This is a genomic window from Shewanella sp. Isolate8 (assembly GCF_022398495.1).
Classification (GTDB): domain Bacteria; phylum Pseudomonadota; class Gammaproteobacteria; order Enterobacterales; family Shewanellaceae; genus Shewanella; species Shewanella aquimarina.
Genome location: NZ_JAKEVI010000001.1, coordinates 804554 through 830951, shown reverse-complemented (window position 1 = coordinate 830951; position 26398 = coordinate 804554). Strand labels below are relative to the sequence as shown.

The 26398-nt window shown below is 53.7% G+C and carries 22 protein-coding genes and 6 tRNA genes; 4 read left to right on the top strand and 24 right to left on the bottom strand.

Features of this window, described 5'->3' with window-relative positions:
• Nucleotides 1-36 precede the first annotated feature (36 nt).
• Together L1D43_RS03585 and L1D43_RS03580 are read left to right on the top strand one after the other, a co-directional pair.
• Nucleotides 37-552 carry a hypothetical protein gene (locus L1D43_RS03585; protein ID WP_239849975.1) on the top strand — a complete coding sequence of 172 codons (516 nt, stop codon included), beginning with the start codon at nucleotides 37-39 and terminating at the stop codon, nucleotides 550-552.
• A gap of 63 nt (nucleotides 553-615) precedes the next feature.
• Nucleotides 616-1056 (top strand): OsmC family protein, encoded by a 441-nt coding sequence (locus L1D43_RS03580; protein WP_239849974.1) that lies wholly within the window; start codon nucleotides 616-618, stop codon nucleotides 1054-1056.
• A 522-nt stretch (nucleotides 1057-1578) separates the two neighbouring features.
• Here L1D43_RS03580 and L1D43_RS03575 read toward each other — a convergent pair.
• The 10 genes from L1D43_RS03575 to L1D43_RS03530 all read right to left on the bottom strand — a co-directional run bounded on the left by L1D43_RS03575 (nucleotide 1579) and on the right by L1D43_RS03530 (nucleotide 14405).
• Nucleotides 1579-4893, bottom strand: a complete 3315-nt coding sequence (locus tag L1D43_RS03575; protein WP_239849973.1) for a S41 family peptidase — start codon at nucleotides 4891-4893, stop codon at nucleotides 1579-1581.
• A 376-nt stretch (nucleotides 4894-5269) separates the two neighbouring features.
• On the bottom strand, nucleotides 5270-6064 hold the full coding sequence (locus tag L1D43_RS03570; RefSeq protein WP_239849972.1) for a hypothetical protein: 795 nt from the start codon (nucleotides 6062-6064) through the stop codon (nucleotides 5270-5272).
• Nucleotides 6054-6611: a sigma-70 family RNA polymerase sigma factor gene (locus L1D43_RS03565; protein WP_239851034.1), complete on the bottom strand. Its 558-nt coding sequence runs from the start codon at nucleotides 6609-6611 to the stop codon at nucleotides 6054-6056. The genes L1D43_RS03570 and L1D43_RS03565 overlap by 11 nt, the downstream gene beginning before the upstream one ends.
• Nucleotides 6612-6773: 162 nt before the next feature.
• Nucleotides 6774-7142 carry a hypothetical protein gene (locus tag L1D43_RS03560; protein ID WP_239849971.1) on the bottom strand — a complete coding sequence of 123 codons (369 nt, stop codon included), beginning with the start codon at nucleotides 7140-7142 and terminating at the stop codon, nucleotides 6774-6776.
• Between the two features lie 132 nt (nucleotides 7143-7274).
• A complete protein-coding gene (gene purE / locus L1D43_RS03555) occupies nucleotides 7275-7784 on the bottom strand; it encodes a 5-(carboxyamino)imidazole ribonucleotide mutase (RefSeq protein WP_041510500.1) in 510 nt (169 codons plus the stop codon).
• 324 nt (nucleotides 7785-8108) lie between these two features.
• Complete coding sequence (locus L1D43_RS03550) at nucleotides 8109-8726, bottom strand: lipoprotein (protein ID WP_041510499.1); 618 nt, start codon at nucleotides 8724-8726, stop codon at nucleotides 8109-8111.
• Nucleotides 8727-8848: 122 nt separating this feature from the next.
• Nucleotides 8849-9289, bottom strand: a complete 441-nt coding sequence (locus tag L1D43_RS03545) for a hypothetical protein (protein WP_239849970.1) — start codon at nucleotides 9287-9289, stop codon at nucleotides 8849-8851.
• A gap of 2 nt (nucleotides 9290-9291) precedes the next feature.
• The gene (gshA, locus tag L1D43_RS03540; protein WP_239849969.1) at nucleotides 9292-10881 is read right to left on the bottom strand and encodes a glutamate--cysteine ligase; all 1590 of its coding nucleotides are present in this window, start codon (nucleotides 10879-10881) and stop codon (nucleotides 9292-9294) included.
• A gap of 180 nt (nucleotides 10882-11061) precedes the next feature.
• Nucleotides 11062-13896 (bottom strand): pitrilysin family protein, encoded by a 2835-nt coding sequence (locus L1D43_RS03535; protein ID WP_239849968.1) that lies wholly within the window; start codon nucleotides 13894-13896, stop codon nucleotides 11062-11064.
• Between the two features lie 86 nt (nucleotides 13897-13982).
• On the bottom strand, nucleotides 13983-14405 hold the full coding sequence (locus L1D43_RS03530; protein WP_239849967.1) for a YqaA family protein: 423 nt from the start codon (nucleotides 14403-14405) through the stop codon (nucleotides 13983-13985).
• Nucleotides 14406-14683: 278 nt separating this feature from the next.
• On the opposite strand from L1D43_RS03530, the gene L1D43_RS03525 reads away from it, so the two are divergent.
• Nucleotides 14684-15934, top strand: coding sequence for a dicarboxylate/amino acid:cation symporter (locus L1D43_RS03525; protein WP_239849966.1), 1251 nt, complete (start codon nucleotides 14684-14686; stop codon nucleotides 15932-15934).
• A gap of 131 nt (nucleotides 15935-16065) precedes the next feature.
• Nucleotides 16066-16251 carry a hypothetical protein gene (locus tag L1D43_RS03520; protein WP_011865025.1) on the top strand — a complete coding sequence of 62 codons (186 nt, stop codon included), beginning with the start codon at nucleotides 16066-16068 and terminating at the stop codon, nucleotides 16249-16251.
• 10 nt (nucleotides 16252-16261) lie between these two features.
• On the opposite strand, the gene L1D43_RS03515 is transcribed toward L1D43_RS03520, so the two are convergent.
• The 14 genes from L1D43_RS03515 to recA form a co-directional block, all read right to left on the bottom strand.
• Nucleotides 16262-16447, bottom strand: a complete 186-nt coding sequence (locus tag L1D43_RS03515) for a hypothetical protein (protein ID WP_144203348.1) — start codon at nucleotides 16445-16447, stop codon at nucleotides 16262-16264.
• Between the two features lie 310 nt (nucleotides 16448-16757).
• Nucleotides 16758-17891 carry a sodium ion-translocating decarboxylase subunit beta gene (locus L1D43_RS03510; protein ID WP_041510492.1) on the bottom strand — a complete coding sequence of 378 codons (1134 nt, stop codon included), beginning with the start codon at nucleotides 17889-17891 and terminating at the stop codon, nucleotides 16758-16760.
• An 8-nt stretch (nucleotides 17892-17899) separates the two neighbouring features.
• Nucleotides 17900-19717, bottom strand: a complete 1818-nt coding sequence (gene oadA / locus L1D43_RS03505; RefSeq protein ID WP_239849965.1) for a sodium-extruding oxaloacetate decarboxylase subunit alpha — start codon at nucleotides 19715-19717, stop codon at nucleotides 17900-17902.
• 19 nt (nucleotides 19718-19736) lie between these two features.
• The gene (locus L1D43_RS03500; protein ID WP_239849964.1) at nucleotides 19737-19985 is read right to left on the bottom strand and encodes an OadG family transporter subunit; all 249 of its coding nucleotides are present in this window, start codon (nucleotides 19983-19985) and stop codon (nucleotides 19737-19739) included.
• Nucleotides 19986-20489: 504 nt separating this feature from the next.
• A tRNA-Ser gene (locus L1D43_RS03495) sits at nucleotides 20490-20581 on the bottom strand.
• A gap of 8 nt (nucleotides 20582-20589) precedes the next feature.
• Nucleotides 20590-20666 (bottom strand) — tRNA-Arg (locus tag L1D43_RS03490).
• A gap of 52 nt (nucleotides 20667-20718) precedes the next feature.
• A tRNA-Arg gene (locus tag L1D43_RS03485) sits at nucleotides 20719-20795 on the bottom strand.
• A 25-nt stretch (nucleotides 20796-20820) separates the two neighbouring features.
• Nucleotides 20821-20897, bottom strand: a tRNA-Arg gene (locus tag L1D43_RS03480).
• A gap of 38 nt (nucleotides 20898-20935) precedes the next feature.
• Nucleotides 20936-21012: transfer RNA gene (locus tag L1D43_RS03475), tRNA-Arg, on the bottom strand.
• A 21-nt stretch (nucleotides 21013-21033) separates the two neighbouring features.
• Nucleotides 21034-21125 (bottom strand) — tRNA-Ser (locus L1D43_RS03470).
• A 213-nt stretch (nucleotides 21126-21338) separates the two neighbouring features.
• On the bottom strand, nucleotides 21339-21536 hold the full coding sequence (gene csrA, locus L1D43_RS03465; RefSeq protein ID WP_011865020.1) for a carbon storage regulator CsrA: 198 nt from the start codon (nucleotides 21534-21536) through the stop codon (nucleotides 21339-21341).
• A gap of 305 nt (nucleotides 21537-21841) precedes the next feature.
• The gene (gene alaS / locus L1D43_RS03460) at nucleotides 21842-24466 is read right to left on the bottom strand and encodes an alanine--tRNA ligase (protein WP_239849963.1); all 2625 of its coding nucleotides are present in this window, start codon (nucleotides 24464-24466) and stop codon (nucleotides 21842-21844) included.
• Between the two features lie 292 nt (nucleotides 24467-24758).
• Nucleotides 24759-25211 (bottom strand): recombination regulator RecX, encoded by a 453-nt coding sequence (gene recX, locus L1D43_RS03455; protein WP_239849962.1) that lies wholly within the window; start codon nucleotides 25209-25211, stop codon nucleotides 24759-24761.
• Nucleotides 25212-25274: 63 nt separating this feature from the next.
• On the bottom strand, nucleotides 25275-26336 hold the full coding sequence (gene recA, locus L1D43_RS03450) for a recombinase RecA (protein ID WP_041510488.1): 1062 nt from the start codon (nucleotides 26334-26336) through the stop codon (nucleotides 25275-25277).
• Nucleotides 26337-26398 lie beyond the last annotated feature (62 nt).

Below are 26398 nucleotides of genomic sequence, written 5' to 3'. Positions count from 1 at the left end.
GCCTAATCAGACTACAGGTGACTAAGGCGAATTAAGATGCGAGTTTCTCCGGCGATGGCCTACCAACAGCTCAATCAACCAGTGAATCAACCGGCCAATCAACAAGTGAAAAGGCAAGATGACAATGCGGCCATCATGCCACCAGCAGGCAAGATGACGCCCCATCAAGGCTCACAGACTGTGGAAACTAAGGTCGATGGCGTACAGGACACAGTGACCCTCTCGGCCCTGGCAAGACAGCTAAGTGAACATGATAAGTCCACTGCTCAAGCAACTGCGACTCAGCAACTAAATCGCCCAGTACCTGACGATGCGCTGGACAAACTAAAGGCCTATAAGAAGGCCCAGCTCGAATACCAGGTACGCAGCGACATGGCCTCTATCGTCACGGGCAATCATAATGGTCTGTCACCGGTCAGCATCTATTATCTATCCCGGCATGACGACGCGCGCAGTGCAGTCGTCAACGCTAGCATGCAACAGCAACAGGTTTCTGCCATGCAGACCTATGCCAAAAGCAATGAACAGGCGATGAGTTGGTATCAGGCCTAGGCGCCTGCTAAGTCAGCGTGACTCTGGTATATTAATGCCACCTCACATTAACGAGTCGCACGCGTGTCTTTTTCGGTAAACATCTCATGGCCAGCGCAGGACAGTGCAGCCAACCTCACATCGACAGATCATGAGCTTAGCTTTGGTAGTGGTCAGTATTTGCAGGGTTCGGCTGCCGCCGAATATCGCGGTAATGACACGCGAGTCAATCCAGAAGAGAGTCTGCTCAGCGCGCTGGCGGCCTGCCACATGCTGAGCTTTCTCACCATAGTGCAAAAGAAGCGACTCACCCTGATAAGCTATCATGACCAGGCGAGCGCCGAACTGGGCACCAACGCTCAGGGGAGAACGGCGATCACCCGCATCACCTTAAACCCCAAGGTTGAATCGGTGCCGCCATTAAACGATGAACAGTTAACTAAGCTGCATGCCTTAGCCCACAAACACTGCTTTATCGCTAACTCCCTGGCCAAAGAGATAACAATCGAGATCATCCCTGGCTAACGCTGACGGCTCAAGGTGCCCTTACCTCAAGATGCCAATGCCTCAAGATGCCAATGGCCCACACTGAGCTGGCGATACACCATAGCACTCACACCGTCTCGGTGCCTAGGGCCTGTTTATCTTTCACGTTCATTTTTGCAGCATTCTGTATCGCTTTTATACAAGGCAGAGCGATTGTAATCTAGTGTGCTACATCAATGAGCGATAACGCAGTAGAAAAATGATACAGACGCTGCCCGCAGGGTTCGTCTTGAGCAAGTTCAACTCTTTGTTACTCGGCTTTTATATAGAATAACTATACTCCAAGCCTCCTGTCGCGATTTGAACGTGCTCAATTAGAACAAAATTTGCTCTCAAAAGGTCAACAGGCCCTAGCCTTTGCCACAGAGAAATCGTGCTCAGCATACATATATCCGCGCACGTAAATCAGCGCCCATAAAAATGGAGGTTACCGACCTGGGAACTGCTTGGTCGGTAACCCCCTAAAATGGTATGGGTTAACTTAAGGCGTTATAAAAAGCTTTATTTAACGTCTTGGGCCATCCCGCTGCCTGGCATCGGCTGCGCCTTAATCGGCAATACAGGCTCGAGTTCCAGCTTCTGCTTGAGATAGTTAAGCGCCTTATTCAACTGGGCATCTTCTCCCTTAAAGGTGGCGTGGGGCAGATTGTCGACCTCGATATCCGGGCTGATGCCTCGACCTTCCACTATCCAGCGTCCATCCATGGCGTACTGAGGATATTCGGCAACCCGTGCCATCCCCCTATCGGTCAGCGAGTTACGACCCGAGAGCCAAACACCGGCACCGGCGGTCTGCTTGCCGATGAGCGGCGCCAGGCCTAACGCCTTGATGCCGGCAGAGAAGGTCTCGCCATCTGAATAGGTCAGCTGATCGGTTAACACCACCAAGTGACCACGGAAAGTCTGCTGCATATTGGTATTTGGCGTGCCTTGGGTAGGCTGCCAGAACATCCAGGCGCGGCGCAGCAGCTTCTCGATGATCCAACTGTCGATGTTACCGCCACGGTTACGGCGCACATCGATGATCAAGCCCTTCTTCTCTATGTTGGCGTAGAACTCGCGGGCAAAGTTGGCGATATCGCCTGAACCCATGGCATAGAGGTGTAGGTAACCTATGTCACCGCCTGCCGCCTTAGCCACCTTCTGGTTATTGTTGTTGACCCAATCTAGGTATCTCAGCTTGGCATCGACGCGGTTAGCCACAGGCAAGACTATGGTCTTGAGCGTCTTACCATCGCGTTTAAGGGTCAGCAGCACCTGCTTATCGGCCTGATTGCGCAGATGACGCGCCACGTCGGCAACGTTTTCAACGGGCTTACCATTGATAGCCAGTATCAAGTCACCCACCCTGGCATCAACATCGACCCTGGCCAGCGGCGAAGCCTGCTGGGGTAACTCGGCATCGTTTTGGTAGATATGGGCTATCTTGACCCCTTGCTTGGTCTGTAACAGACGGGCACCTAAATTCGCCCCCTTAGGCTGGTTAGGATCCTGTGGCAGATCGCCGCCACGCACCTGAGAGTGCAAGGCATCGAGCTCGCCCATCATCTGCATGAAGATATCGTTCAGTTCGTGACGGTCGGTCAGTCTGGCCAGCAGCGGCTGGTACTTGGCCTTGGTCGCCTGCCAGTCGAGGCCGCGCATCTTTTTGTCGAAGAAGGAATCTCTGTGCATCAGCCAGGCATCTTCAAACATCTGCTGCCACTCGAGCTGCGGCGAGATCGCCAGTTGCCACTGCTCTGTCTGTACCTTGGCATGGGCAAGATCTTTTGGCAGCGATTCGCCCGCATCGACGATCAGCATCTCCGCGCCGCCTTTGCTGTGGCGGCGTAGGAAGAGCTTGCTGTCATCGGCTGAAAGCCCATAGCTGGCCACATCTTCGCTGAAGGTTTCCACCTTGGGGCCGAGGGGGTCGAACTTGACCCACATCAGATTTGGAGCCTGGGCGCCGTCGACAGAATTAGCCAGCATGTAAAGTCCCTTCTCGGTCACCTGTAGCTGGCTATAATTACCAGAGGCGACCGGCACCTGCCATAGACGCTTGCCAAGCCCCTGCCACTGAACCTGAGTCTTGGCGGGCTTATCGGCGGCGCTCGCTTCTTTAGCAGGCTGCTGATTTAATTCGTTAGGCTTAGTAAAGGGGAATACCGCCTTTGGCGTCAGCGCCAGGGCGAAGATCTGCCCGCGCTTGTCAAAAACCGGTCCCATGTTGCGATCGCCCCAAGGCGAGGTTGGGGTGGCATTAAACTCACGATTAGAGATGAAATAGAGCCACTGGCCATCATCGCTAAAGGCGGGCGAGAAAGATTCATACTTGTCGCTGGTCAGCGCCTCGGCTCTCTCCTCTTCCAGAGAGTAGAGCACTATCTGTGGTCTTAGCTGACCTCGTTCATCCTTGGTCACAGCAATGAAGCGGCTGTCGTTCGACCAGACCACATCGCCATAGGGCCCGAGTCCCTGACCATTGGTCAATATCTTGCTGTTGCGCCCCTTCTTGAGATCCAAGAGCCAGAGGTCGCCGTTGTAATCGTCATGGGCAATGTAGCGACCATCCGGTGAGAGGCTCAGCGCCATACGCAGAGCCTTGCCATCTTGGGTGAGCTGTTTGGCCTCATCGCTGCCATCTGCGCTATAGCGCCAGATCTCCTGCTCACCCGAGGCATCGCTGATCCCATAGACCCATTTGCCATCCGGGCTCATCACGGCGCCGCGAACCCGGTAGTCTCCGGGCAGCGCCAGCTCAACCAGACGCGAGCCGTCTGTGCCCGCCAGGGCCACATGGCTGCGGGCGGTGATCACCACCTTGTTGCCACTCGGCGCCAGGCTAGTCGAGGTGGCATACTTCATTGGTTGATTGACCCAGTGCTCACGGCGCTCGGCAAAATCAGAGGTTAGATGAATATCCAGGGTCGACACCTGATTGCTGGCGATATCATAGAGCTTGATGTCGGCGCCCTGCTGAAACACCACGCGTCCCTGCTCTAGGCGGGCACCGCGTACCTGCCAGTCACTGAATTGCGTATGTTGACGTAGATCCTTGCCATCGAGCGCCATGGACCAGATATTATCGTTGCCGCTGCTGTCGCTGACGAAATAGAGGCGGTCTTGCCACAACATGGGCTGGCGCACCGAGCCTTCATGCTCGACGGTCAGAGGCTGAGCCTCCTGGTCGCTGCCGAGCTTATAACGCCACAACTCGCCTTTGGCACCGCCGCGATACATCTTGGCATTATCGCCTGTGGCCTGCAGACCGAAGCGGGTAAAGTAGACATAATCACCGGCATCGTCCACCACACCTTCGATGGCATCCGCCAGCGGCAGATCTTGGGTGGTTAGCGTCTTAGGATCGACGCTGCGTAGCACCCAATAGTTGGCCGGGCCGAAGGCATTATCCGTGGCATAGAGCACCTTGCCATCAGCCGTCCAGCCCTGCACTCTTACTCGGCTGTTCTCGAAACTGACTCGCTTGGCCACGCCCCCCTGAACCGGCATCACGTAGACCTCGCTGGCCCCTTCATAGTTGGCGACAAAGGCGAGCTGCTGACCATCGTTAGAGATGGCGGCGCCCAGCTCCTGCGCTGGCAGGCTGGTAAGCCTTCTCGCCTGGGCATCGCCCAACTGCTGAACCCAAAGATCGCCCTCGGCGGTAAACACTAAGGTATCGCCATGTATGGCTGGCGAGCGGTAATAACCTACGTTCTGCTCGGCGGCTTGGCCCTCGGCTTTTACATTTTTAGCTTGAGCGGCGAAGAGTGGTGCGGAGGAGACTGTGCCCAAGGCGATCGCGCAGCAGGCAAACAGGTGAGAAAGTTTCATAAAGCGCCCATGATTAAGTTAGATTTATTCTTATGGGGCAACAAGGTAGCAAACTTTCCTTAAATCTACAGTAATTAGTGACCAAAGAAGTATTAGCAAATGTGTACAAATATCCATAATCCTACACTGACCTTTAGTCGGCTGATAAGGGGAGTGGATATCGCTATCCATTTAACCAAAAGAGGTGGCAAACGGTGGTAGCAAAAGAAGCTAGTCAAAAGAGAGGGCAAAGGGTGAGTCGCAAAAGATGATGGTAAACGAGGGTGGTAAAAGATGGCGTAAAAGATTGGTTGATAATGACCCAGCCAAATCCACCAGCGAATTAAGCCCTTCTAAACAAATGGGGCCCATAGGCCCCATTGCTAATTCACCGCATTTAGTTATCCTGTCGGTGCGCCTTAATCTGATTCACCAACTCACGCCACTGGGAATGTTGAGGATGGCTGCTATCTTCCAGCCTTGGACGCTCCTTTAACAATCTTTGGTAGAGGGTATTGGCATCAGGCCACAGCTCGGCATCGACCAGCTGCTGCAGATGATTCACCGCCTGAATATCCGATATCACCGCCTTGGCCTGGGTTTTCACTTCGGCTTCGTTAGGCGTTAGCGACTCGAGCTTGGCCTGCTCGTCTGGCTGCGTGCCTGTCTTCACCTCTGTCTTGAGATCCGCAGGCGCTTTACGAGACATCACAGTGACGGCCTGGGGGCTCGCCATCTCGGGCACGTCAACATCGGCCTGGGCACTGGGGCCCTGCTGTACTTTCGGTTCTTGCTGCTCGGGCGGCGCGGTCATCCTCATCGGCTGAGGCTCACTGGCGAGCATAGGCCGAACCTGCTCGTCTATGGGGTTTGGTCCATTGAGGTTCATCAGCAGCAGGCTAGACAACAGGAGTACGGACGCGGCCGTTGACATCGGCCAGCGATAACGGCGCCAGAAGCTGACCTGGATAACATTGGCAGACCCGCTCTGCTTTTCCGCCCCCTCACTCTCTTGCTCGGCCAATTGCTGTTCATTTAGGCATTGCTCATTTGGGCGCCGCTCATTTAGGCGTGCCTGGGCCATCGCCAGGATACGGGCATCCAGCTCTGATGATGGCTGCTCTGTCGCCTTTGCGAGATAGAGTGCCTTTAGCTCGGCATCCGAGAGCATTTTATCGTTTTCATCTGACATTAGACTGCTCCTGCCACTTCTGTTGCACACAGGCCTTAAGCGCCTGATTGGCATAACGAATACGACTCTTGGTGGCTTCCATGCCGACCCCGGCGATCTCACCAATCGCCGCCGCGGTAAATCCCATCTCCACATTCAGCAGAAAGGCTTCTTTCTGCACATGGGGCAAAAGGCTGATGCAATCCTTTAAGATCGAGGCCTTCTGCTCATCCTCGAGCTGGTTGTCCGGGCCGCTCTCATCGCTGGGAATAACAGCCTCCAAGGGCTGTTCATCGCCCGCCGGATCACTCAGGCTATCCACCGGCTTGAGCGCCCTGACATGATCGATTAGCAAGTTGTGGGCGATGCGATAGAGCCAAGTGGTAAACTTGGCACGCTGCTCGTAGCCTGCGGCTGCCTTAATCACCCGGCTCCAGGTCTCTTGGTAGAGGTCTTCGGCCAGGGCAGCGTCGCCGAGTTGACGCTTGAAATAGCGATACAGGCCACCCTTGTGTTTATGATAAAGCTGCTCAAAGGCTCCCTGATCTCCCTGGGCGTATTGCATCATTAAGGTTTGATCAGGATCCTTTACAACATCATCTTCAGATACCTTAGTCACGCTAGGCTCCCTATGCATATCCATAAATGGATAATCAGTCTTCTATGACTGAGTCTGCATCGCCTCGCTGCGTTTGTCTACGGCTAACCTAAGGTATGCTTGTAAATTCAACTATATGCTGTCCTTTTTAGGCTTCTCTTCCAATACAGGTTTAGGATCCGGTTGAGGCGGCCAAGGCTTATCAATTGGTTTAACTAAGGTATGCTCTCCCTGCTTTATTTGCGGGGCAGCAGGCTCTTCTCGTGTTGATGGCTTAAGCACTTTCAGCGGCTGTTCGCTGCTATTATCAGTTGCCTGTATCTCAAGGATTTCAGTCTGTTTCACCTGCGCTTCAGCTGTGTTTTGTTCACGTGATTGTTGATTTGTCATGTGACAGCCCGAGAGCATAAGGAACAAAAATCCCACCACCAACGAGGACAAATGATTTAGGTTACCAGTGCTCGGCAAGGCGTTAACTTGGGTCGATAGATTCATCCACATTTCACACTCCTGCTGTCACGTTAAACTCATCATTAATTCTAGTAACGTTAGAAATTGGCTAAAGGGTTAAACAAGACAAAAAAAAGCCGTCAACCTATAAGGTTGGCGGCTTTTTTTCTCATAAAAATGAGATTATGCGTTGGCTAATTTCTCTTGTAGCTTGGCATCTTTTGCCTGTACGGCTTCGGCAGACTTAGCACGCTCTTCTTTCACCGCAAGCGCCAGGGCATCATCGCCAACGGCCAGCATCTGCGCCGCCAGGTAACCCGCGTTCTTCGCGCCTGCACTGCCGATAGCCACGGTTGCCACAGGCACACCGCCAGGCATCATCACTGTCGATAGCAGAGCATCATGACCCTGTAGTGGACCGCAATCTACTGGCACACCGATGACCGGACGAGTAGTGATACCGGCTACGGCACCTGCCAGGTGAGCCGCCAGACCCGCCGCGCAGATAAATACCTTACAACCACGTTCTTCGGCATCGTGAACGTAAGCATGGGTCGCTGCAGGCGTGCGGTGCGCCGAAGTTACCTTGGCTTCGTATTGAATACCGAAAGTTTTAAGTACATCTAAGGTGGCTTGCATTGTTGGGAGATCAGAATCCGATCCCATGAGTACGGCAACAAATGGCTTAGTCATCTTTTATCCTTTTTGTAGGGTAAGGCTATTGTTTTGCGCGCATTATAGTCATTTTTAAATGCAGATAATAGTGATCGGCGGGATTAACCTAAGTGCAGTAAAAAGGCTTAGGCAGCATTGACTTAGCCCCCAAATAACCGATTAACATTGTGCGAATATAAAAACAGTGAGTTCTGGAGTGCTGGATAAGTAATAGATAGGTGATAAATAGCTAATTGTTAGGCGATTTGACGACGCAACCGGACATATTTAGCCATATCGAGAGTCTTGGCTCAGCACCTCGCCCACCCCTTTCAAAGAGGCAGGCGAGGTAAATTCAACCAGTTAGCCGAAGAAGAGACGCCACAACCAGGAGGAGTCGAGATCTTCCTTACAGCTGTGGTACTGGGCGGCATAACGCTTAGAGCGCTTGTCGACCTTGTCGGCCACCTTGATCAGCCAAGGCTTCTGCCTGTAGGTGCCACGCTTATAACCGCCCCAGCCCTCATGGTAATTGAGATACTGATTACGGGCATCCCACTTGGAGACTCCGTTGATCTTATGAGTCTTGTAGATAAACCAGCCCATGAAGTCCATGGCATCATCGAAATCACTGCGGCTCGACCAGGAGTTTCCCGTCTCACGCACATAGTCATCCCAGGTCAGCGTCTTGGCCTGGGCATAGCCATAGGCGTCGCTGGCACGGCCGATGGGGATAAAGCCTAAGAAATACTCCATCGGCGGCGCGGCATTATGTTTAAATGAGCTCTCCTGATACATCATGGCCAACGGGACATGTACCGGGACGCCCCACTTCTCGCGGGTATTGACCGCGGCCTCATACCAGTCTCGATTCTCTTGATAGATGGCGCAGAGGTTCTCAGGATCCTCCGGTGGAGAGGTGGCACAGCCGCCCAGAGTCAGAAGCGTGGCGGCAAGTAAGGCAAAGGAAATCTTTCTCATCAAAAGGCCCGAAACAATAACTCAATCAAAAGGCTAGTGTCACATCCTTACTAGCGAGATGCAATCGGCCAAGGAGATTTTTCACCTCGGCCAAAGGGATTTTTAACCTTGGCAAAGGCGCACTAATTGCTTTCGCTTAGAAACTCACACTCGTGACTTTCTTGGACCCACACCACCGGCTGCCAGTAGTCGCTGTCCAGTCCGCGGTAGATCTTGTCTTGATTAAATTGCGCGGCGAGATGATAGCGCTGATTCGCCTCGAGATGCAGCGTCAGTGTCTTGGTCTTGCGCGCCGCGAGTTTCACCTTGAGCCGCGGCGAGTCGATGAGTTCGGCCAGGGTAAATTGATACTCCCCAGGCGTGAGGCGATAGTTGGGCCTTGAGATCACAGGCTTACCATTGAGATGGGTCACCACGGCGCGGTACAAGCCCTGGGACTCATCGGGCATCTGATAGCCAGACACGGTCGCGCACAGCGACTCATTGTCGGGCCCAGAGGCGCAGCCCGATAACATCATCAGCGTCAGCAGGCCAGCACCTGCACCAATAGCGCGAGCCTTCATACTTACACCACTTGCTCTACCGGCGCGGGCGCCTCGGCAAAGTAGTCGGCAAGATACTGCTCAAAGTCCTGGGTTGATTCGGCCTCAAGCTGGGCCTGGGCCGCTAGGGATTGCGTAGCCGCCGCCTCATAGGCCGCCTCAACCTCTTGAGAGAGTGGATACTCAAGCAGGGCCTGATAATAATCTTTCGCCAGTGATTTCACCCACTGACTGTGGTCTATCCCCTCGGCCAGCAGCGTCGACATCACGCGGCCAGACAGCGTCTTAGCAGGATCGCGCACCGCCTCGAGCCAATGGGCCAGGCTGTCTTGATAAGCCTGTCCTTCAGCATCGAGCAGCTTGGCCAAAGTGTTTAGCTCACCAAAGAGCGACTCCAGCCAGGCCTTCAGCGTCACTTCCTCACCGGCGCGATTAAGGGTCAACCCTGGCTCTCGGCCTCGGGTGATCACCCGGCTCAGGTTATCGCCGATGGCTGCCTCGTCCTGTGCATCGCTCTTGGGCGATGGCGTCAGCAGGCAGTGCAGCAGGAAGAGATCCAGGAAGCGCACCTGATCGGCATCAATGCCCACGGGGCTGAATGGATTAACATCCAGTGCACGCACCTCGATATATTCGACTCCGGCACGGGCCAATGCCTGAGAAGGCTTCTCGCCGGCCAGCGTGACCCGCTTGGCACGGATGGGTGAGTAGAACTCGTTTTCTATCTGTAGCACGTTGGCATTCAACTGACGGAACTCACCGTCGACCTTGACGCCTATCGCCTCGAAACTGGCCGATGGCATCTTGATGGCCGCGTTGATCCCCTCGAGGTAATCCGCCAGGGAGTTGTAACTGATGTTAAGCCGCTCCTGCTCCTTATTGGTGTACCCCAAATCACTCATGCGCAGCGAGGTGGCATAGGGCAGATAGAGGGTGCCCTTACCCAGTTTCTCGAAGGCAAGATCGGTTTGTTGATCCTTGATGAAGGAGCCACACAGAGCCGGCGAGGCGCCAAACAGATAAGGCAGTACCCATACCAGACGGCGATAGTTACGGATCAATCCAAAATAGGATTCGGAAATAAAATCGCCCCGGCTGAGACGTTTATCCGATGCCTGGTAGAGTCGCTCCCATAGGGCATCGGACACGGAAAAGTTAAAGTGTACGCCAGAGATGATCTGCATCTGGGCGCCATAGCGATAGGTTAACCCTTTGCGATACAAACGTTTAAGCTTGCCGGTATTGGAACTGCCATAATCGGCAATGGGAATATCGGCCACATCGCCCACATAACAGGGCATGCTCACCGGCCAGAGCTGCTGCTCGCCCAGATGCCTTACGGTAAAGGCATGGGTCTGGGTGAGATCCGTCAGCAAGGCGGGGATATCTTGATAGACTGGGGTAATAAACTCTAACAGGGATTCGCTGTAGTCTGTGGTGATCCGCGAATGGGTCAGGGCCGAGCCGAGCGCCTTAGGATGTTTATCCATGGCCAGATGACCATTTGGCTCGATACGTAATGCTTCGCGCTCAATACCTCGTTGCATACCTGCCAGTGCGGCGCTTCCCTGCTCGTTGTCGAGTAGGCCTATCACTTCATCGAAAGAGTTCAAATTCTTCGTCTCTCATTGCTTCAACCGTTTGCCTTGCAAGTCAGACCTGCAAAAAGCGCGTTTGCTTTCGCCATCACCACAAAATAGCCGCTGTGCTAGATCCTTGGCAAGGGAAAAAATAAAGCGGTGAGCAGAGTTAATGCTCACCGCTAGGGCTTATATTGGGGCGCAATCTACAGATTACAACTCTAAATTACTCACCCGGTAGCCAAGGGCCTTAATCTCTTGCTCTATCTTGGCCCTGTCGCCGACGATCAGGACGATCATCTTGTCCAATGCCAGCTTATCCTTCGCCAGCTGATTGAGCTCATCCTTGCTGACCGAATTGATGATCTCGGCCTGCTGCTGAGTGTAATCGGCGGCGAGATCATAACGCTGAATCTTCCGCATGAAGCCCGCCTTCTGGTATGGCGTCTCATAATCCAGAGCCTGACCCTGAGAGATAGAGCTGCGCAGGAAGCTCAGTTCCTTGTCTGTCATGCCGCCAGCCTGATAGGCACTGATCTCCTTGGCAAACTCGCTGAGCGCCTGCGCCGTCACATCGCTACGAACGCTGGCCGAAGCCTCGAACAGGCCAAGCTCGCTACCACCGCTGAAGTAACTGCGGGCGCCATAGGTGTAGCCCTTATCTTCACGCAGATTAAGGTTGATGCGGCTGTTAAAGGCGCCGCCGAGCGGGTAGTTCATCAGGTAAGACTTGAAGAACTCTCCTGTGGCGTCATAGGCCATGGCGCGCTTACCTATCTTGATCACCGACTGCGCCGCGCCCGGCTTATCCAAAATATAGACGGTACCGGCATCAAGCTTTGGCATGGCTGCAAGCTCAGGCATAGGCGTCGCCTCCCCCTGCCACTTGGAGAGGCCCTTAAGCTTAGGCATCAGCTGCGCCTTAGACAGGTTAGTCACGGCCACTATCTGGGCGTTACCGGCGCGGAACTGCTTGTTGTAGAAAGCCTTAACATCGTCCAGTGTCAGCTGAGATACTGTCTCTGGCGTGCCCATGTCGCTCACGCCCAGGGCCGTGTCTTTGCCGTAGAGCAAGGCATCGAACTGGCTGTCGGCGACATAGTTAGGGTCGGACTGCATGTGCTGCAGGCTCTGCAGGTGTTGCTGCTGCACCCGGGAAAAATCGCTCTCTTTAAAGCCAGGATGGAACAGCTTCTCCTCAACGATCGCCAGGGTCTCATCCAGATGCGAGGTCAAGGCCGAGACCTTGATATAGCTCTGATAGATGCTGCTGCCGAAACTGACGCTGCTGCCGAGCATCTCCAGCGCCTGTGCCAGCTCTTCGGTGCTGCGCTGTTCGCTCGACTCGTTAAGCATGGCCGCAGTCAGGCCGGCTAGCCCCGCCTGTTTCACATCCGCCAGGCGATGGCCACCGTTGAGGTAGATAAGCAGCTCGACGGTAGGCGTCTCGTCGCTCTCTGTGCCCATAACCTCTATGCCGTTGCTCAGTTTATCTGTCCACAGGCTTGGCGCCGTGATAACGGGTGCCTGCTGGGCGCTCGGCATGACACTGCGATCGAAACTGCTTCCAGCCTTTGCCACATCAACCATGCCGGTCACGGCCTCTGCCGCCACACGCGGCGCCGGCGGTACAAAGTTATCCTGATGGGCGATCAACTGCTTCTGCCCCTGAGGCACGACACTCATCACCACAGACGGCTTGCCCTTGATGTAGGTGTTAAACACCCGCATCACATCTTCCTTGGTCACGTTGGCGTAGCGCTTAAGATCGTGCGCTATCATGTCGGGATTACCGAAGAAGGTCTGATTCAGGGCCAGGGTCGACACCTTACCCTTAACACTCTGCAGGCCGAAGATGGTGCTCGCCTCGAACTGCACCTTCACCTTCTGCAGGTCATCGTCGGTCACGCCACGCTGTTCAAACTCGGCAATAGATTCCCTGATGCGCTGCTCGACATCCGCAAGCTGACCGCCTCTGGCCGGATTGGCCAGGGCATAGATAGAGAACTGACAGGCCAGTTCCTGACAAGGGTGACTCACGCCAGCTTGCACCGCATAACCATCCTTCACCAGGTTCTTGTACACCAGCGAGGTAGGGCCGCCGCCGATGATGTTGGCCAGCAGATCCAGCGCCGCCTCATCTTCATGGCTGGCGTAGACAGTTGGAAATGCCATGCGCAGCAGCGGCAGATGTACCCTGTCTTCCATGGAGATGTAGCGGGTCTTGTCTAAAGTGACCAGCGTCTTGGCCTCAGGCTTCACCTCAGGGCCTCTTGGGATCTCACCAAAATATTTGTTCACCCAGGCCAGTGTCTGCATCTCGTCGAAGTCGCCACCAATGGTGATGGTGGCGTTGTTGGGCCCGTACCAACGCTGGAAGAAGTGCTTCACGTCATCGAGCTGGGCACGATTGAGATCCTCGGGCCAGCCGATGACGGGCCAGGAATATTGATGTCCGCTGGGGTAGAAGGCCTGATTGAAGCGCTCGTTCATGCGGCCATAGGGCTGATTGTCGATACGCTGGGCGCGCTCGTTCTTCACCGTCTCGCGCTGCACCTCGAACTTGTTGTCAGTCAGGGCTGGCAAGAAGTACCCCATGCGATCCGACTCCAGCCAGAGCATCTTCTCTAGCTGATTGCTGGGCACTGTCTCGAAATAGTTGGTGCGGTCTGTGTTGGTGGTGCCGTTGAGATTGCCGCCGGCCTCGGTTACCGTCTTGAAGTGCTGCTCGTCGCCTACATGCTCTGAGCCCTGGAACATCATGTGCTCAAACAGGTGCGCAAATCCCGAGCGTCCTGGCAGCTCTCTTGCCGAGCCCACATGATAGGTAACATCCACATGTACCAGAGGATCGGAATGATCTTGGTGCAGGATCACCGTCAGGCCATTGGCCAATTGATATTTCTTGTAGGGAATGCCGACGCCCGACTCGGCTAGGGCCACATTTTCGATCAGCGAAACGCCCTGAGGCAGCGCAACGTTCGTCGGTGCGTTGGCACAGGCGCTTAGCGCGGCCGAGATCGCCGCAGCCAATATCCATTTTTTCATTCTTTGCTCCTAATTTGAAACAGTGAAGCCAGCCTTTATCGAGACAGCTTTTGCCAAAATAAGTTCGTCCCTAAAGACCACACCGCTTACAACCAATGTAACGCCAACGCCGCAACCAGCAGGTAGCGCACTCCTTTCCCTATAAAAATCATTATGCTGGACTTAACCAGTGGCATCCTGAGCCAGCCTGCCAGCAGGCATAAGATATCGCCGATGAGGGGCGTCCAGGCGAGCAGTAGGCTCCAGTAGCCGTAGCGCTCGACAAGCCGCAGCCCATGACGATAACGGCCGCTGGCCATCTCTTCGGGCGTCTTGGCGAAACGCCCCAGGGCGCCCAGATAGTAACTGGTCAAAGATCCCAAGGTATTGCCCAGGGTCGCCATGACCACTAAGGAGACCCAGGTCTCGGGCGCCTGATTGATCAGCGCCGCCAGCAATACCTCAGATCCACCCGGTAACAAAGTGGCGGCTAAAAAGGCGCCGCTAAAGATCAACCATAACGCCGTCATGATCCCTTACCTAATGAAAAAAAGTAAATTTTTATGTGTATGTCATTCAAGCTGATGATGTTACCTAAAAGTAAAAATTTAATCTTATTAAAACAAACTCTTATATCACAATAAGTTATAACAAAATCGCTTTGGTAAGCAAGGCATCAGCCAGATACAATATCTGGCTCACTCGCTAAGGTTGAAATACCTGGATGGCTCGTGCTAGAACAAGCAATTCATTTTTGATTCGAAACGCCATCCACAATAACGACTTAATAAATTTTGGAATAGATCCCATGTGGCAAACAATTAAACAGATCCCCTTTTGGCAGAAGGTTCTCGCCGGTTTCATCTTAGGGGTAGGCCTGGGCGTTGTCCTGGGCGAGCAGGCAACCCAACTCAAGCCGCTGGGCGACCTCTTTATCGCGGCAATCAAGATGTTGGTTGCGCCGCTGATCTTCTGCGCCATTGTCGTCAGCATCACCTCTCTGGGTAACGATGTTAGCTTCAAGCGCCTGAGTATCAAGACTCTGGCCATGTTCATGCTGACCGGCACCATAGCCTCGCTTATCGGCCTGACCATCGGCAGCCTGATCGACATGGGGGGCTCGCTAGAGCTGGCCACCACAGAGGTGCGCGAGCGTAACGTGCCAGGCTTTGCCCAGGTACTGCTGGACATGATCCCGGTCAATCCTTTTGCCTCCCTGGCCGAAGGCAAGGTGCTACAGATCATCGTCTTCGCCGCCTTAGTCGGTATCGCCATCAACAAGATTGGCGAGAAGGCCGAGCCACTCAAGCACGCCATCGAAGCCGGTGCCGAGGTGATGTTCCAGCTGACCCGTATGGTACTGCAACTGACCCCTATCGGCGTATTCGGCCTGATGGCCTGGGTAGTAGGTGAATATGGGCTCTCAACCCTGTTGCCGCTGGGCAAGTTTATCGGCGCCATCTATATCGCCGCGCTGATCCACATGATCTTCGTCTATGGCGGCCTGGTCAGATTTGGCGCCGGCCTGAGCCCAGTGCAGTTCTTCAGGAAGGCGATGCCAGCCCAGCTGGTTGCCTTCACCACGGCATCGAGCTTCGGCACCCTGCCCGCCAGCACCCGCGCCACAGAGACCATGGGCGTATCGAAGAAATATGGCGCCTTCGTGTTGCCACTAGGCGCCACCATGAATATGGACGGCTGTGGCGGTATCTATCCGGCCATCGCGGCCATCTTCATCGCGCAGATCTATGGTATCCCACTGGAGATGACCGACTACATGCTGATCGCCGTTACCGCCACTGTGGCCTCTGTGGGTACGGCAGGCGTACCCGGTAGCGCCATGGTGATGCTCTCTGTCACCCTGGGCGTGGTAGGTTTGCCCCTCGAAGGCATCGCCTTTATCGCCTCAATCGACAGGGTGATCGACATGATACGTACCGCGACTAACGTGACCGGCGACATGATGACGGCCGTGGTGGTGGGCAAGTCTGAGGGTCAGCTCGACCAGGAGCAGTTCTATCGCAACGAAGAGACTGACGCCCCTGAGGTTGCCAGCTAATCTCAGTTCTACCCGATAAAAAAGAAGCCGCTTAATGCGGCTTTTTTATTGCTAATTGCTTGTTAAATCTGAAATAGTAAGTTTAAATCATATATTAACTGCACCCAGCAATAAGGTATCAATTAACCGCCATGGCTCGCCTGTTTTTACTGCCAATCATCTTAAGTTTGTTCTGGGCGCTGTTTCTCTATCTCAACGGCGTGCCGCTAAAACAAGGCAAGAAGGGCTTTATCTATATTATAGCGATCAGCGCTACCCTCATGCTCTCACTCGGCTTTCTGCTCTGGCTCACCGCCGGGCAAAACCTGCGCGGTTGACTTAACCTCGTTAGCCCTGGCGGGTAAAGCTTTCCAAGTGCGCCTCAAGCTCGGCTTCTGTGGTGGGCAACTCACTCAGCTCGAAGGTTAAGGGATCGCCGCCGTTTAACATAAACACCGAATGATCGCCGTGGTCATAATGAAACCATTTACCGTTCACACAGATATCGGTATAGCAATTGGGTCGTAATTCCATCCTCTACTCCTCACTAATTGGGTCATGGCTCACCAAAACAGACGTATTGAGAGCTGTATCACACTATAAGACACTAAATCGACAAGCCTAGCGTTGATCTGCATCAAGCGCTTTAGCATTAGCTTGATTAAGGGAAGCCGAATGGCAGCCAGCTTGGTGGAGAGGCGTAATCAATCAAGCCATGAAAAGGCGTTAAATCAGGACGTAATGCCACGAGTCGATTAAGCAAGTCGATTAAACAGAAAAAATAAAAACGGCCGACACAGATGCCGACCGCTTTTAGGTTTAAGACGCTTCGAGTCTAAATAGGCTAGCCGCCCAGCACCGCCAGCAAGACACCGGCGGCGACCGCAGAGCCAAGCACACCGGCCACGTTCGGCCCCATGGCATGCATCAGCAGGAAGTTTTGCTGATTGGCCTGCAGACCTACCTTGTTCACCACCCTGGCGGCCATAGGCACGGCCGAGACACCTGCGGCGCCGATAAGTGGATTGATCTTACCGCCAGACAGCTTACTCATCAGCTTGGCCATCAGTACACCGGCGGCCGTACCGATGCCGAAGGCCACGGCCCCTAGCACCAAGATGCCTAAGGTCTCCAGCTGCAGGAACTTGTCCGCCGAAAGCTTAGAGCCGACCGCCAGCCCCAGGAAGATGGTCACTATGTTGATCAACTCGTTCTGCGCCGTATTGGAGAGTCTGTCGACCACACCGGACTCGCGCATTAAGTTGCCCAGACAGAACATGCCCACCAAGGGAGTCGCTGCCGGCAGGAAGAGTATCGTCAGTCCCAACACGGCGAGCGGGAAGATGATCTTCTCAAGCTTACTCACCTCACGCAGCTGCTCCATCTTGATCTGACGCTCGGCCTCAGTGGTCAGCAGCTTCATGATAGGCGGTTGGATGATGGGCACCAGCGCCATATAGGAGTATGCCGCCACCGCAATGGCACCGAGCAGCTCAGGGGCCAACTTGGAGGCGAGGAAGATAGCCGTCGGACCATCGGCGCCGCCGATGATGGCAATTGCCGCCGCATCCGTCATGGAAAACTCAAATCCAGGCACAGCGTTGAGCGCGATGGCACCAATTAAGGTGGCGAAGATCCCAAACTGCGCCGCCGCCCCCAGTAATAGCATCTTAGGGTTGGCGATAAGGGCACCAAAGTCTGTCAGCGCACCGACGCCCATGAAGATCAGTAAGGGGAAGACCCCGGTCTCGATCCCCACGTGGTAGGCGTAATAGAGCATGCCGCCCTCTTCGGTAAAGCCCCCGTTGGGAATATTGGCCAATATGGCACCAAAACCGATAGGCAAGAGCAGCAGTGGCTCAAATCCCTTGGCGATGGCCAGATAGAGCAAGAGCCCCCCCACAGCCATCATCAACAACTGGCCACCGGTAAAGTTAGCAATACCCGACTCGGCCCAAAAGGCGATTAATCCGTCCATCTCAGCTCCTATGCAATGGCAAGCAATTGATTGCCAACGGCAACAGAGTCACCTTCCTTGACCCACACCTTGGCGACCACGCCATCGGATTCGGCGCGGATCTCCGTTTCCATCTTCATCGCCTCTAGGATGATCACCACATCCCCCGCCTTAACGGCGTCACCTGGCTGTACATTGACCTTGAAGATGTTACCCGACAAAGGCGCGTTCATGGGCGCCCCGTCGCCGACCGCTGGAGCTGCGGGTTCTGGCGCCGCGAAAGGCACCACGTTCTCACTCGGCACTATCTGACTGATGTCGCCGCCGGGAGAGACCTCTACCACGAAGCTCTGGCCCTGAACATTGACCGTATAGGTTTCCTTACCTTGTGGCTGGCGCGTAGCGACCGGCTCGCTAGACGATGCGGCTTGAGTTGTGGCTTGAGCTGCGGCCTGAGGTGCTTCGGGTTTAGGCTCGAAGGCATCAGGATTATCACGATTCTTAAGGAACTTAAGGCCAATCTGTGGGAAGAGCGCGTAGGTCAATACGTCATCGTCCACCTCTGTAGCCAAACTTATCTTGTCGCTGGCGGCCTTGTCGTTAAGCTCGGCTCTCAGGCTGTCTAGCTCATTGGGCAGCAAGTCAGCCGGGCGGCAACAGATCGCCTCGCCACCAGCCAGCACACGAGCCTGCAGCTCGCTGTTAACCGGTGCAGGCGTGGCGCCATATTCGCCCTTAAGCACCCCTTCGGTCTCCTTGGTCAGTGATTTATAACGCTCGCCGGTGAGCACATTGATCACCGCCTGGGTGCCAACGATCTGCGAGGTAGGCGTGACCAGCGGAATATAGCCAAGATCTTCACGCACCTTAGGGATCTCTTCGAGCACCAGGTCCAACTTATCGACGGCGCCCTGCTCCCTCAGTTGATTCTCCATGTTGGTAAGCATGCCACCGGGTACCTGGGCGCGTAGAATACGCGAATCGATACCCTTGAGTTCTCCTTCGAAGGCGGCGTATTTCTTACGCACCTCCCTGAAATAGGCGGCGATCTGCTCGAGCAGCGCCATGTCGTAACCCGTGGCCCTGTCGGTATCTTCCACCATGGCCACCAGGGTCTCGGTAGCGCTATGACCATAGGTTTGGCTCATCGAAGAAATAGCGGTGTCGAGTACGTCGATGCCAGCTTCAATCGCCTTTTGATAGGTCGCCGTACTCAGGCCCGTAGTGGCGTGGCACTGCATGGAGACAATCAGGTTAGTCTGCGCCTTGAGCTGGCTAATGAGATCGAAGGCATCGAAAGGTTTGAGCAGGCCGGCCATATCCTTGATACAGAGCGAGTGACAGCCCATATCTTCCAGACGCTTAGCCATGTCCACCCAAGTCTCTAGGGTATGTACCGGACTCGTGGTGTAGGAGATGGTGCCCTGAGCATGACCACCCACCTCGACCACAGACTTAACCGCAGTCTCCAGATTACGCACATCATTCATGGCATCGAAGATACGGAACACATCGACGCCGTTGTCATGTGCGCGTTCGACAAACCTATGCACCAGGTCGTCGCCATAGTGACGATAGCCTAAGAGATTCTGCCCCCTCAGTAACATCTGCTGCGGCGTATTGGGCATCGCCTTCTTGAGCTCACGGATCCGCTCCCAGGGATCCTCCCCCAAATAACGGATACAGGCGTCGAAGGTGGCACCGCCCCAGGATTCCAGCGACCAGAAGCCCACCTTGTCCAGTAAGGGGGCAATAGGAAGCATATCGTCGATACGAAGACGCGTGGCAAGAATCGATTGATGGGCGTCGCGTAACACGACGTCGGTTAATGCAAGTGGCTTGCTCATAAAAACTCCCTACTTCTATTTATGCTTTGGCGCGATATTGATGTACGGCGGCGGTGATCACGGCGACCATCTTAGGGTCGACGCCCGGAAAGCGTGGCGCTTGCGGCTCACTCGCCTCGGAGAGTGGTGCAAGACTGGGCTTAGGCGCACACCTCCAGGCCACAAGATTAACGACCCCAATGAGTATAGTTAGGAAGATAAACACCAACCCCATTCCCAGTACCATGATCGCCAGTGCTTCCATTATCTGTTGAGCCATTGATTCCATACTATCCTCTCAGGTTAATCGAGCACATCAGACTAACGGCCTAGCCGCACGACATGCTATTTATTCAGGTAATACGCTTAAAAATCGACCGATGACATGACAGGTGTCGTCGATTAGGGCGCAAAGGGATCGCCTTTAGCCAGGAAACCTTAACCAATCTATAACAAAAAGGCGAGCACGTTGTAAATTGGTCTTACCAAAATAAGACTAATTGATAAGGGGCTTTCGGTTATTTCACAATAAATGGCAGTTATTTTTGACGATCACATAAAATTTTAGCCGCCATATGCAGAATTTGATTAAAAAGCCCTAACCCGCTTGAAAATTGAATTCACGAATACGAACGAGAACCTGCGATAAATGCAAGATTATGCAATCTACACAGGTTATCGGCTGTGCATGAGGAGGTCTGGCTTCAGCATGGGCCAGATAGGGGTAAGATTTGAGAGAGATACGAAAAACAGGCATAAAAAAACCCGCAACCTAAGTTACGGGTTTTAATAATGGCGGAGAAGGAGGGATTCGAACCCTCGATGGGAGATAAAGCCCATACTCCCTTAGCAGGGGAGCGCCTTCGGCCACTCGGCCACCTCTCCGTCTAAAATGGTACGCGTGAGAGGATTCGAACCTCTGACCGCCTGGTTCGTAGCCAGGTACTCTATCCAGCTGAGCTACACGCGCAAATTCTAGGCTTTCAAACAAAACGACGGCCAAAACCGTCGATTTTAAAATATGGTACGCGTGAGAGGATTCGAACCTCTGACCGCCTGGTTCGTAGCCAGGTACTCTATCCAGCTGAGCTACACGCGCACAGAAATTTAAGTAAGTGAAGAGATGGTACGCGTGAGAGGATTCGAACCTCTGACCGCCTGGTTCGTAGCCAGGTACTCTATCCAGCTGAGCTACACGCGCATCTTATATCTATAAACCTACTTTTACTGAAAAACAAATGGTACGCGTGAGAGGATTCGAACCTCTGACCGCCTGGTTCGTAGCCAGGTACTCTATCCAGCTGAGCTACACGCGCCCTGTTTTGTCAGTTAAGAAATGGCGGAGAAGGAGGGATTCGAACCCTCGATGGGAGATAAAGCCCATACTCCCTTAGCAGGGGAGCGCCTTCGGCCACTCGGCCACCTCTCCGTTTTCTTGGCGCACATATTACTGTTTGAAGAAAATAAGTCAAACCATTTCTCCTAAACAAATGCTGTTTGAGCTGTTTTTAAGCAGTTATCCCTATTTCCCCTAAGGGCCTGTATGCTATGTCGCCGTTATGGTTAAAAAGCTGCCAGCTAAAAACAAAAAAGCCAGCAAACTTGCTGACTCTTATCGTGTAACGCCGGTTATATCTATCGCTTAAAAATTGCCGCCTTCCGAAGAGCTACCTGACTTTTCAGACTGAATACGCTGATAAATCTCTTCACGATGAACTGAAACTTCTTTTGGTGCATTCACACCAATACGAACTTGATTACCCTTTACGCCTAAAACGGTGACAGTAACTTCATCACCAATCATCAGTGTTTCACCAACACGACGAGTCAATATCAGCATTTTTTGCTCCTTTAGTTCCTAATTCTGCTTATACGGCATTATTCCGTTATGACCTTATTATACGGTCAGCTTAGTACAAATTAATAGTGTTCTGATGAAAAACACCCTTTTATTGCATGTTAGTTCGTTTAAATGTGCCGCACATCGCTGATTTAGCCAAATCTTCATTAACAGATATCCAAGATATAAGGGCGGTCAAGTAAACCAGCTTTATATTTAACACCTTAAACCGTACCTCGGCCTATGCTTCAATCAATATGGCACAAAAAAAGCGCTCAGGGAGCGCTTTTTTCTATTGAGGCAACTTAGGCCAAACGTTCAGACAGCCAAGGAATCACAGAATCCAATGCGCCCGCTAGTTTAGCAGGCTCGCTACCACCGGCCTGAGCCATGTCTGGGCGTCCACCGCCCTTACCGCCCACCTGAGCAGCCACCATGGCAACAAGCTCACCGGCCTTGACCTTACCGGTCAAGTCTTTGGTCACACCGGCAATCAAGTTCACCTTGGCATCACCGGCAATCCCCAGCACTACGATGCCAGATTGCAGCTTCTGCTTGAGCTCGTCCTGTAGGCCACGTAGCGCGCCGGCTTCGACGCCTTCTAGCTGCTTAACCAGCACCTTAACGCCTGCAAGCTCCTGAGCCTCACCTGCTAGGTCGGCGCTGGTCGCCGCCGCCAGCTTGTCTTTAAGCTGAGACAGCTCCTTCTCAAGTTGCTTAGTCTTATCCAGCTGCGCCTTAAGCTTGGCCACAACAGAGGCACTATCGCCCTTGAGCAAGGAAGCCGCTTGTTCGAGCTGAGCCTGTTGCTCACCGACATAAGCGATCGCCGCCGCCCCTGTGACCGCCTCGATACGACGGATACCGGCGGCGATGCCACCTTCAGATGTGATCTTAAACAGGCCGATATCACCCGTGCGACCCACGTGAGTACCACCACACAGCTCGATAGAGAAGTCACCCATGGTCACCACACGAACCTGTGAGTCATATTTCTCACCAAACAAGGCCATAGCGCCTTTCTCTTTCGCCTGGTCGATATCCATCACCTCGGCCTTCAGCTTGTGGTTACGACGGATCTGAGTGTTAACAAGATCTTCGACCTGCTTAAGCTCTTCACGCTTAACGGCTTCGAAGTGAGAGAAGTCGAAACGTAGACGCTCAGGCTCTACCAAAGAGCCCTTCTGGCTCACGTGAGTACCCAGTACCTGACGTAGCGCGGCGTGCAGCAGGTGAGTCACAGAGTGGTTGAGTTCGGTGCGATGTCTAAGCTTCTTGTCCACTGCAGCGTTAAGGGTTTGACCCATGGCGATGCCACCAGTCTTAACCTGACCGATATGGCCCATTGCCTGACCATATTTCTGGGTGTCTTTCACCTGGAACTCGACGCCTTCGGCGCTCAATAGGCCCTTGTCGCCACACTGACCACCAGACTCGCCATAGAATGGCGTACTGTCGAGCACCACGACACCTTGGTCGCCTTCGGCTAGGGCATCGACCGCCTGACCATCGACATAGAGACCAATCACCTTGGCTTCACCGTTAAGGTCGCTATAACCGCAGAACTCGGTCTCGGCATCTATCTTCAGGCTTTCGTTGTAATCTGTATCAAACTGTCCCGCCGCCTGGGCGCGACTACGCTGCTCGGCCATGGCCGCTTCGAAGCCAGCTTCATCGACCGTGATATCACGCTCGCGGCATACATCTGCGGTGAGATCCACAGGGAAACCATAGGTATCGTAAAGCTTAAAGGCTGTCTCGCCATCAAGTTCCTTACCTTCTAGCTGGCTCAGGGCATTGTCGAGAATACCAAGACCACGTTCAAGCGTACGGGCAAACTGCTCCTCTTCCGCCTTCAGTGCCTTTTCGACGATCGCCTGGGTCGCTACCAGCTCTTTGGCTGCGTCACCCATGACTTCGATGAGTGTCGGTACCAGCTTATAGAAGAAGGCCTCGGTAGCACCCAGCTTGTTACCATGACGCACGGCGCGGCGAATGATACGGCGTAGTACGTAACCACGGCCCTCGTTTGATGGCATTACGCCATCGGCAACCAGGAAGGCGCAAGAACGGATGTGGTCGGCGACGACGCGCAGCGACTTGTTCTCCAGATCGGTAACGCCCAATATTTCGGCGGTCTTCTTGATCAGTGACTGGAAGATGTCGATCTCATAGTTTGAGTGTACGCCCTGCATGATAGCCGCGATACGCTCTATGCCCATACCGGTATCGACCGAAGGCTTAGGTAGCGGATCCATGGTGCCGTCGGCCTGACGGTTGTACTGCATGAATACTATGTTCCAGATCTCGATGAAGCGATCACCATCTTCTTCAGGCGTGCCGGGACGGCCACCCCAGATATGCTCGCCGTGATCGTAGAAGATCTCGGTACAAGGACCACAAGGACCGGTATCGCCCATCTGCCAGAAGTTGTCAGAGGCATATGCAGCCCCCTTGTTATCGCCGATGCGAATGATGTTCTCGGCCGCTACGCCAATCTCTTTGTTCCAGATCTCGAAGGCTTCATCGTCTGTCTCATAGACGGTGACACACAGACGCTCTTTTGGCAGCTTGAGTTCTTCGGTCAGGAAGGTCCAGGCAAAACGAATCGCATCTTGCTTGAAATAATCACCGAAGCTGAAGTTACCCAGCATCTCGAAGAAGGTATGGTGACGCGCAGTGTAACCGACATTATCTAGGTCGTTATGCTTACCGCCGGCGCGCACACAGCGCTGGGCCGTGGTGGCTCGAGTGTAGTCACGCTTGTCTTCCCCAAGGAAAACATCTTTAAACTGGTTCATCCCTGCATTGGTAAATAGCAAGGTGGGATCATTGCCAGGTACCAGTGAACTGCTGTCCACAACCTGGTGACCGTTTCTGCGGAAAAACTCCAAGAAAGCACTTCTCAGCGCTGCAGTGGTTTGATACATGAAATCATCCTGAATTTGATTATTTTAGCGATGAAAGCAAAAGGTTCACCGACGATGCTCAGTTAGCCCAGCATTATAAGCAGTCTATGGGGGAACAACCAGAGGTTTAGCCGAGGATCCCCAAAGAAACCGTAAAAAGCCTCAGTTTCCATTGGGTCTGCTAGCTAAAGAGCGAGGATGATTTTCAGGCTATGACTTAATCCAGGTCTGGGTCATAGTCTGGGGCACAGTGTGAGTCATTGCCTGATTCATAGCCTGAGCCATTGCTTGGATAGTCGACAGGGAATTGGGCTTAATCTAAGTCGAGATCGACCTCTAAGGCATAGGCGACCTGGTCGAAGCCAAAACCTTGGGAGAGAAGATAACGCACTCGCCTGGCGCGGTCTTTCTGATCTTGAATAGGGCCGCTAGCGGCATACTTCTTGACGGCTTTCTGTCTCGCTAGCTCGAACCAGTCACAATCGCTCTGATTGAGGGTCGACTCGATAACCTCTTTAGTCAGTCCCTTCTGCGACATGGATTGACGAATCTTATTATGACCATGACCTTTGGCAATATGAGAGCGCAACAAAAGTCCGGCAAACCTGGCGTCATCGAGATAGCCCTGGCGCTCACATTCGCCAAGCACCGCTTCGATCTCGCCGTCGAGAAAGCCTTTCTGATTCAACTTACTCTTTATCTGATAGCGGGAATAATCGCGGCGGGCCAGCAGGCCCACCGCAACTTGCATCGCCGACATTGTCATGAAAGAACCAAGGTCATTGCAAAGCCTGAGTCATCAAAAACCGATTAGCTGAAACGGGTCAGCTTAAAATACTTCACCGGTTTCCAGATCGACATTCTCATCGCCAGTGGCCGACTCGGCAACCACTTGACCAGCACCCAGCAGCATGGCGCGCAGCGCCTGGTCGATTTCTGCGGCAATCTCTGGGTTCTCTACCAGGTACTTACCGGCATTAGCGCGGCCCTGGCCAATCTTGTCGCCCTTGTAGCTGTACCAGGCACCCGACTTTTCGATCAGCTTGTGCATCACACCAAGGTCCACCAGCTCACCTGTGCGGTTAATGCCTTCACCATAGAGGATCTGGAACTCTGCCTGCTTAAACGGTGCGGCAATCTTGTTCTTCACCACCTTAACGCGGGTCTCGTTACCGATAACCTCTTCACGATCCTTGATGGCGCCCGTACGACGAATATCCAAACGAACGGAGGCGTAGAACTTAAGCGCGTTACCACCAGTTGTGGTCTCAGGGTTACCGAACATCACACCAATCTTCATACGGATCTGGTTGATGAAGATCAGCAAGGTGTTAGATTGCTTCAGGTTACCTGCCAATTTACGCATCGCCTGACTCATCATACGCGCGGCTAGACCCATGTGAGAATCACCGATCTCGCCTTCGATTTCCGCCTTAGGCGTCAGGGCAGCTACCGAGTCGACGATGATCACATCCACAGCGCCAGAACGCGTCAGTGCGTCACAGATCTCAAGGGCCTGCTCGCCAGTATCGGGTTGAGAACACAGCAGGTTATCGATATCCACACCCAGCTTTTGCGCATAGATAGGGTCCAGCGCGTGCTCGGCGTCGATGAAGGCACAAACCTTACCTTCGCGCTGAGCCGCCGCAATCACTTCCAGGGTCAGGGTCGTCTTACCCGAAGATTCAGGACCATAGATCTCAACGATACGACCCAGTGGCAGACCACCCGCACCCAATGCAACGTCCAGCGACAGAGAACCCGTTGAGATAGTCTCAACATCCATAGAGCGGTTTTCACCTAGCTTCATGATAGAGCCTTTACCAAACTGCTTCTCAATCTGGCCAAGAACCGCGCTCAGGGCTTTCTCTTTATTCGCATCAATCTTCATTCTGCTTTCCTCTCAATCACAGACGCTGCGCTGTGGGGTATCCGTTAAGTTAAAGCCCGCAG

Coding starts and splice junctions, on each gene's coding strand:
- L1D43_RS03585 (WP_239849975.1), top strand. CDS start 37: ATGCGAGTTTCTCCGGCGATGGCCTACCAACAGCTCAATCAACCAGTG.
- L1D43_RS03575 (WP_239849973.1), bottom strand. CDS start 4,893: ATGAAACTTTCTCACCTGTTTGCCTGCTGCGCGATCGCCTTGGGCACA.
- L1D43_RS03570 (WP_239849972.1), bottom strand. CDS start 6,064: ATGTCAGATGAAAACGATAAAATGCTCTCGGATGCCGAGCTAAAGGCA.
- L1D43_RS03565 (WP_239851034.1), bottom strand. CDS start 6,611: ATGATGCAATACGCCCAGGGAGATCAGGGAGCCTTTGAGCAGCTTTAT.
- L1D43_RS03560 (WP_239849971.1), bottom strand. CDS start 7,142: ATGTGGATGAATCTATCGACCCAAGTTAACGCCTTGCCGAGCACTGGT.
- purE (WP_041510500.1), bottom strand. CDS start 7,784: ATGACTAAGCCATTTGTTGCCGTACTCATGGGATCGGATTCTGATCTC.
- L1D43_RS03550 (WP_041510499.1), bottom strand. CDS start 8,726: ATGAGAAAGATTTCCTTTGCCTTACTTGCCGCCACGCTTCTGACTCTG.
- L1D43_RS03545 (WP_239849970.1), bottom strand. CDS start 9,289: ATGAAGGCTCGCGCTATTGGTGCAGGTGCTGGCCTGCTGACGCTGATG.
- L1D43_RS03535 (WP_239849968.1), bottom strand. CDS start 13,896: ATGAAAAAATGGATATTGGCTGCGGCGATCTCGGCCGCGCTAAGCGCC.
- L1D43_RS03530 (WP_239849967.1), bottom strand. CDS start 14,405: ATGACGGCGTTATGGTTGATCTTTAGCGGCGCCTTTTTAGCCGCCACT.
- L1D43_RS03525 (WP_239849966.1), top strand. CDS start 14,684: ATGTGGCAAACAATTAAACAGATCCCCTTTTGGCAGAAGGTTCTCGCC.
- L1D43_RS03520 (WP_011865025.1), top strand. CDS start 16,066: ATGGCTCGCCTGTTTTTACTGCCAATCATCTTAAGTTTGTTCTGGGCG.
- L1D43_RS03515 (WP_144203348.1), bottom strand. CDS start 16,447: ATGGAATTACGACCCAATTGCTATACCGATATCTGTGTGAACGGTAAA.
- L1D43_RS03510 (WP_041510492.1), bottom strand. CDS start 17,891: ATGGACGGATTAATCGCCTTTTGGGCCGAGTCGGGTATTGCTAACTTT.
- oadA (WP_239849965.1), bottom strand. CDS start 19,717: ATGAGCAAGCCACTTGCATTAACCGACGTCGTGTTACGCGACGCCCAT.
- L1D43_RS03500 (WP_239849964.1), bottom strand. CDS start 19,985: ATGGAATCAATGGCTCAACAGATAATGGAAGCACTGGCGATCATGGTA.
- csrA (WP_011865020.1), bottom strand. CDS start 21,536: ATGCTGATATTGACTCGTCGTGTTGGTGAAACACTGATGATTGGTGAT.
- alaS (WP_239849963.1), bottom strand. CDS start 24,466: ATGTATCAAACCACTGCAGCGCTGAGAAGTGCTTTCTTGGAGTTTTTC.
- recX (WP_239849962.1), bottom strand. CDS start 25,211: ATGACAATGTCGGCGATGCAAGTTGCGGTGGGCCTGCTGGCCCGCCGC.
- recA (WP_041510488.1), bottom strand. CDS start 26,336: ATGAAGATTGATGCGAATAAAGAGAAAGCCCTGAGCGCGGTTCTTGGC.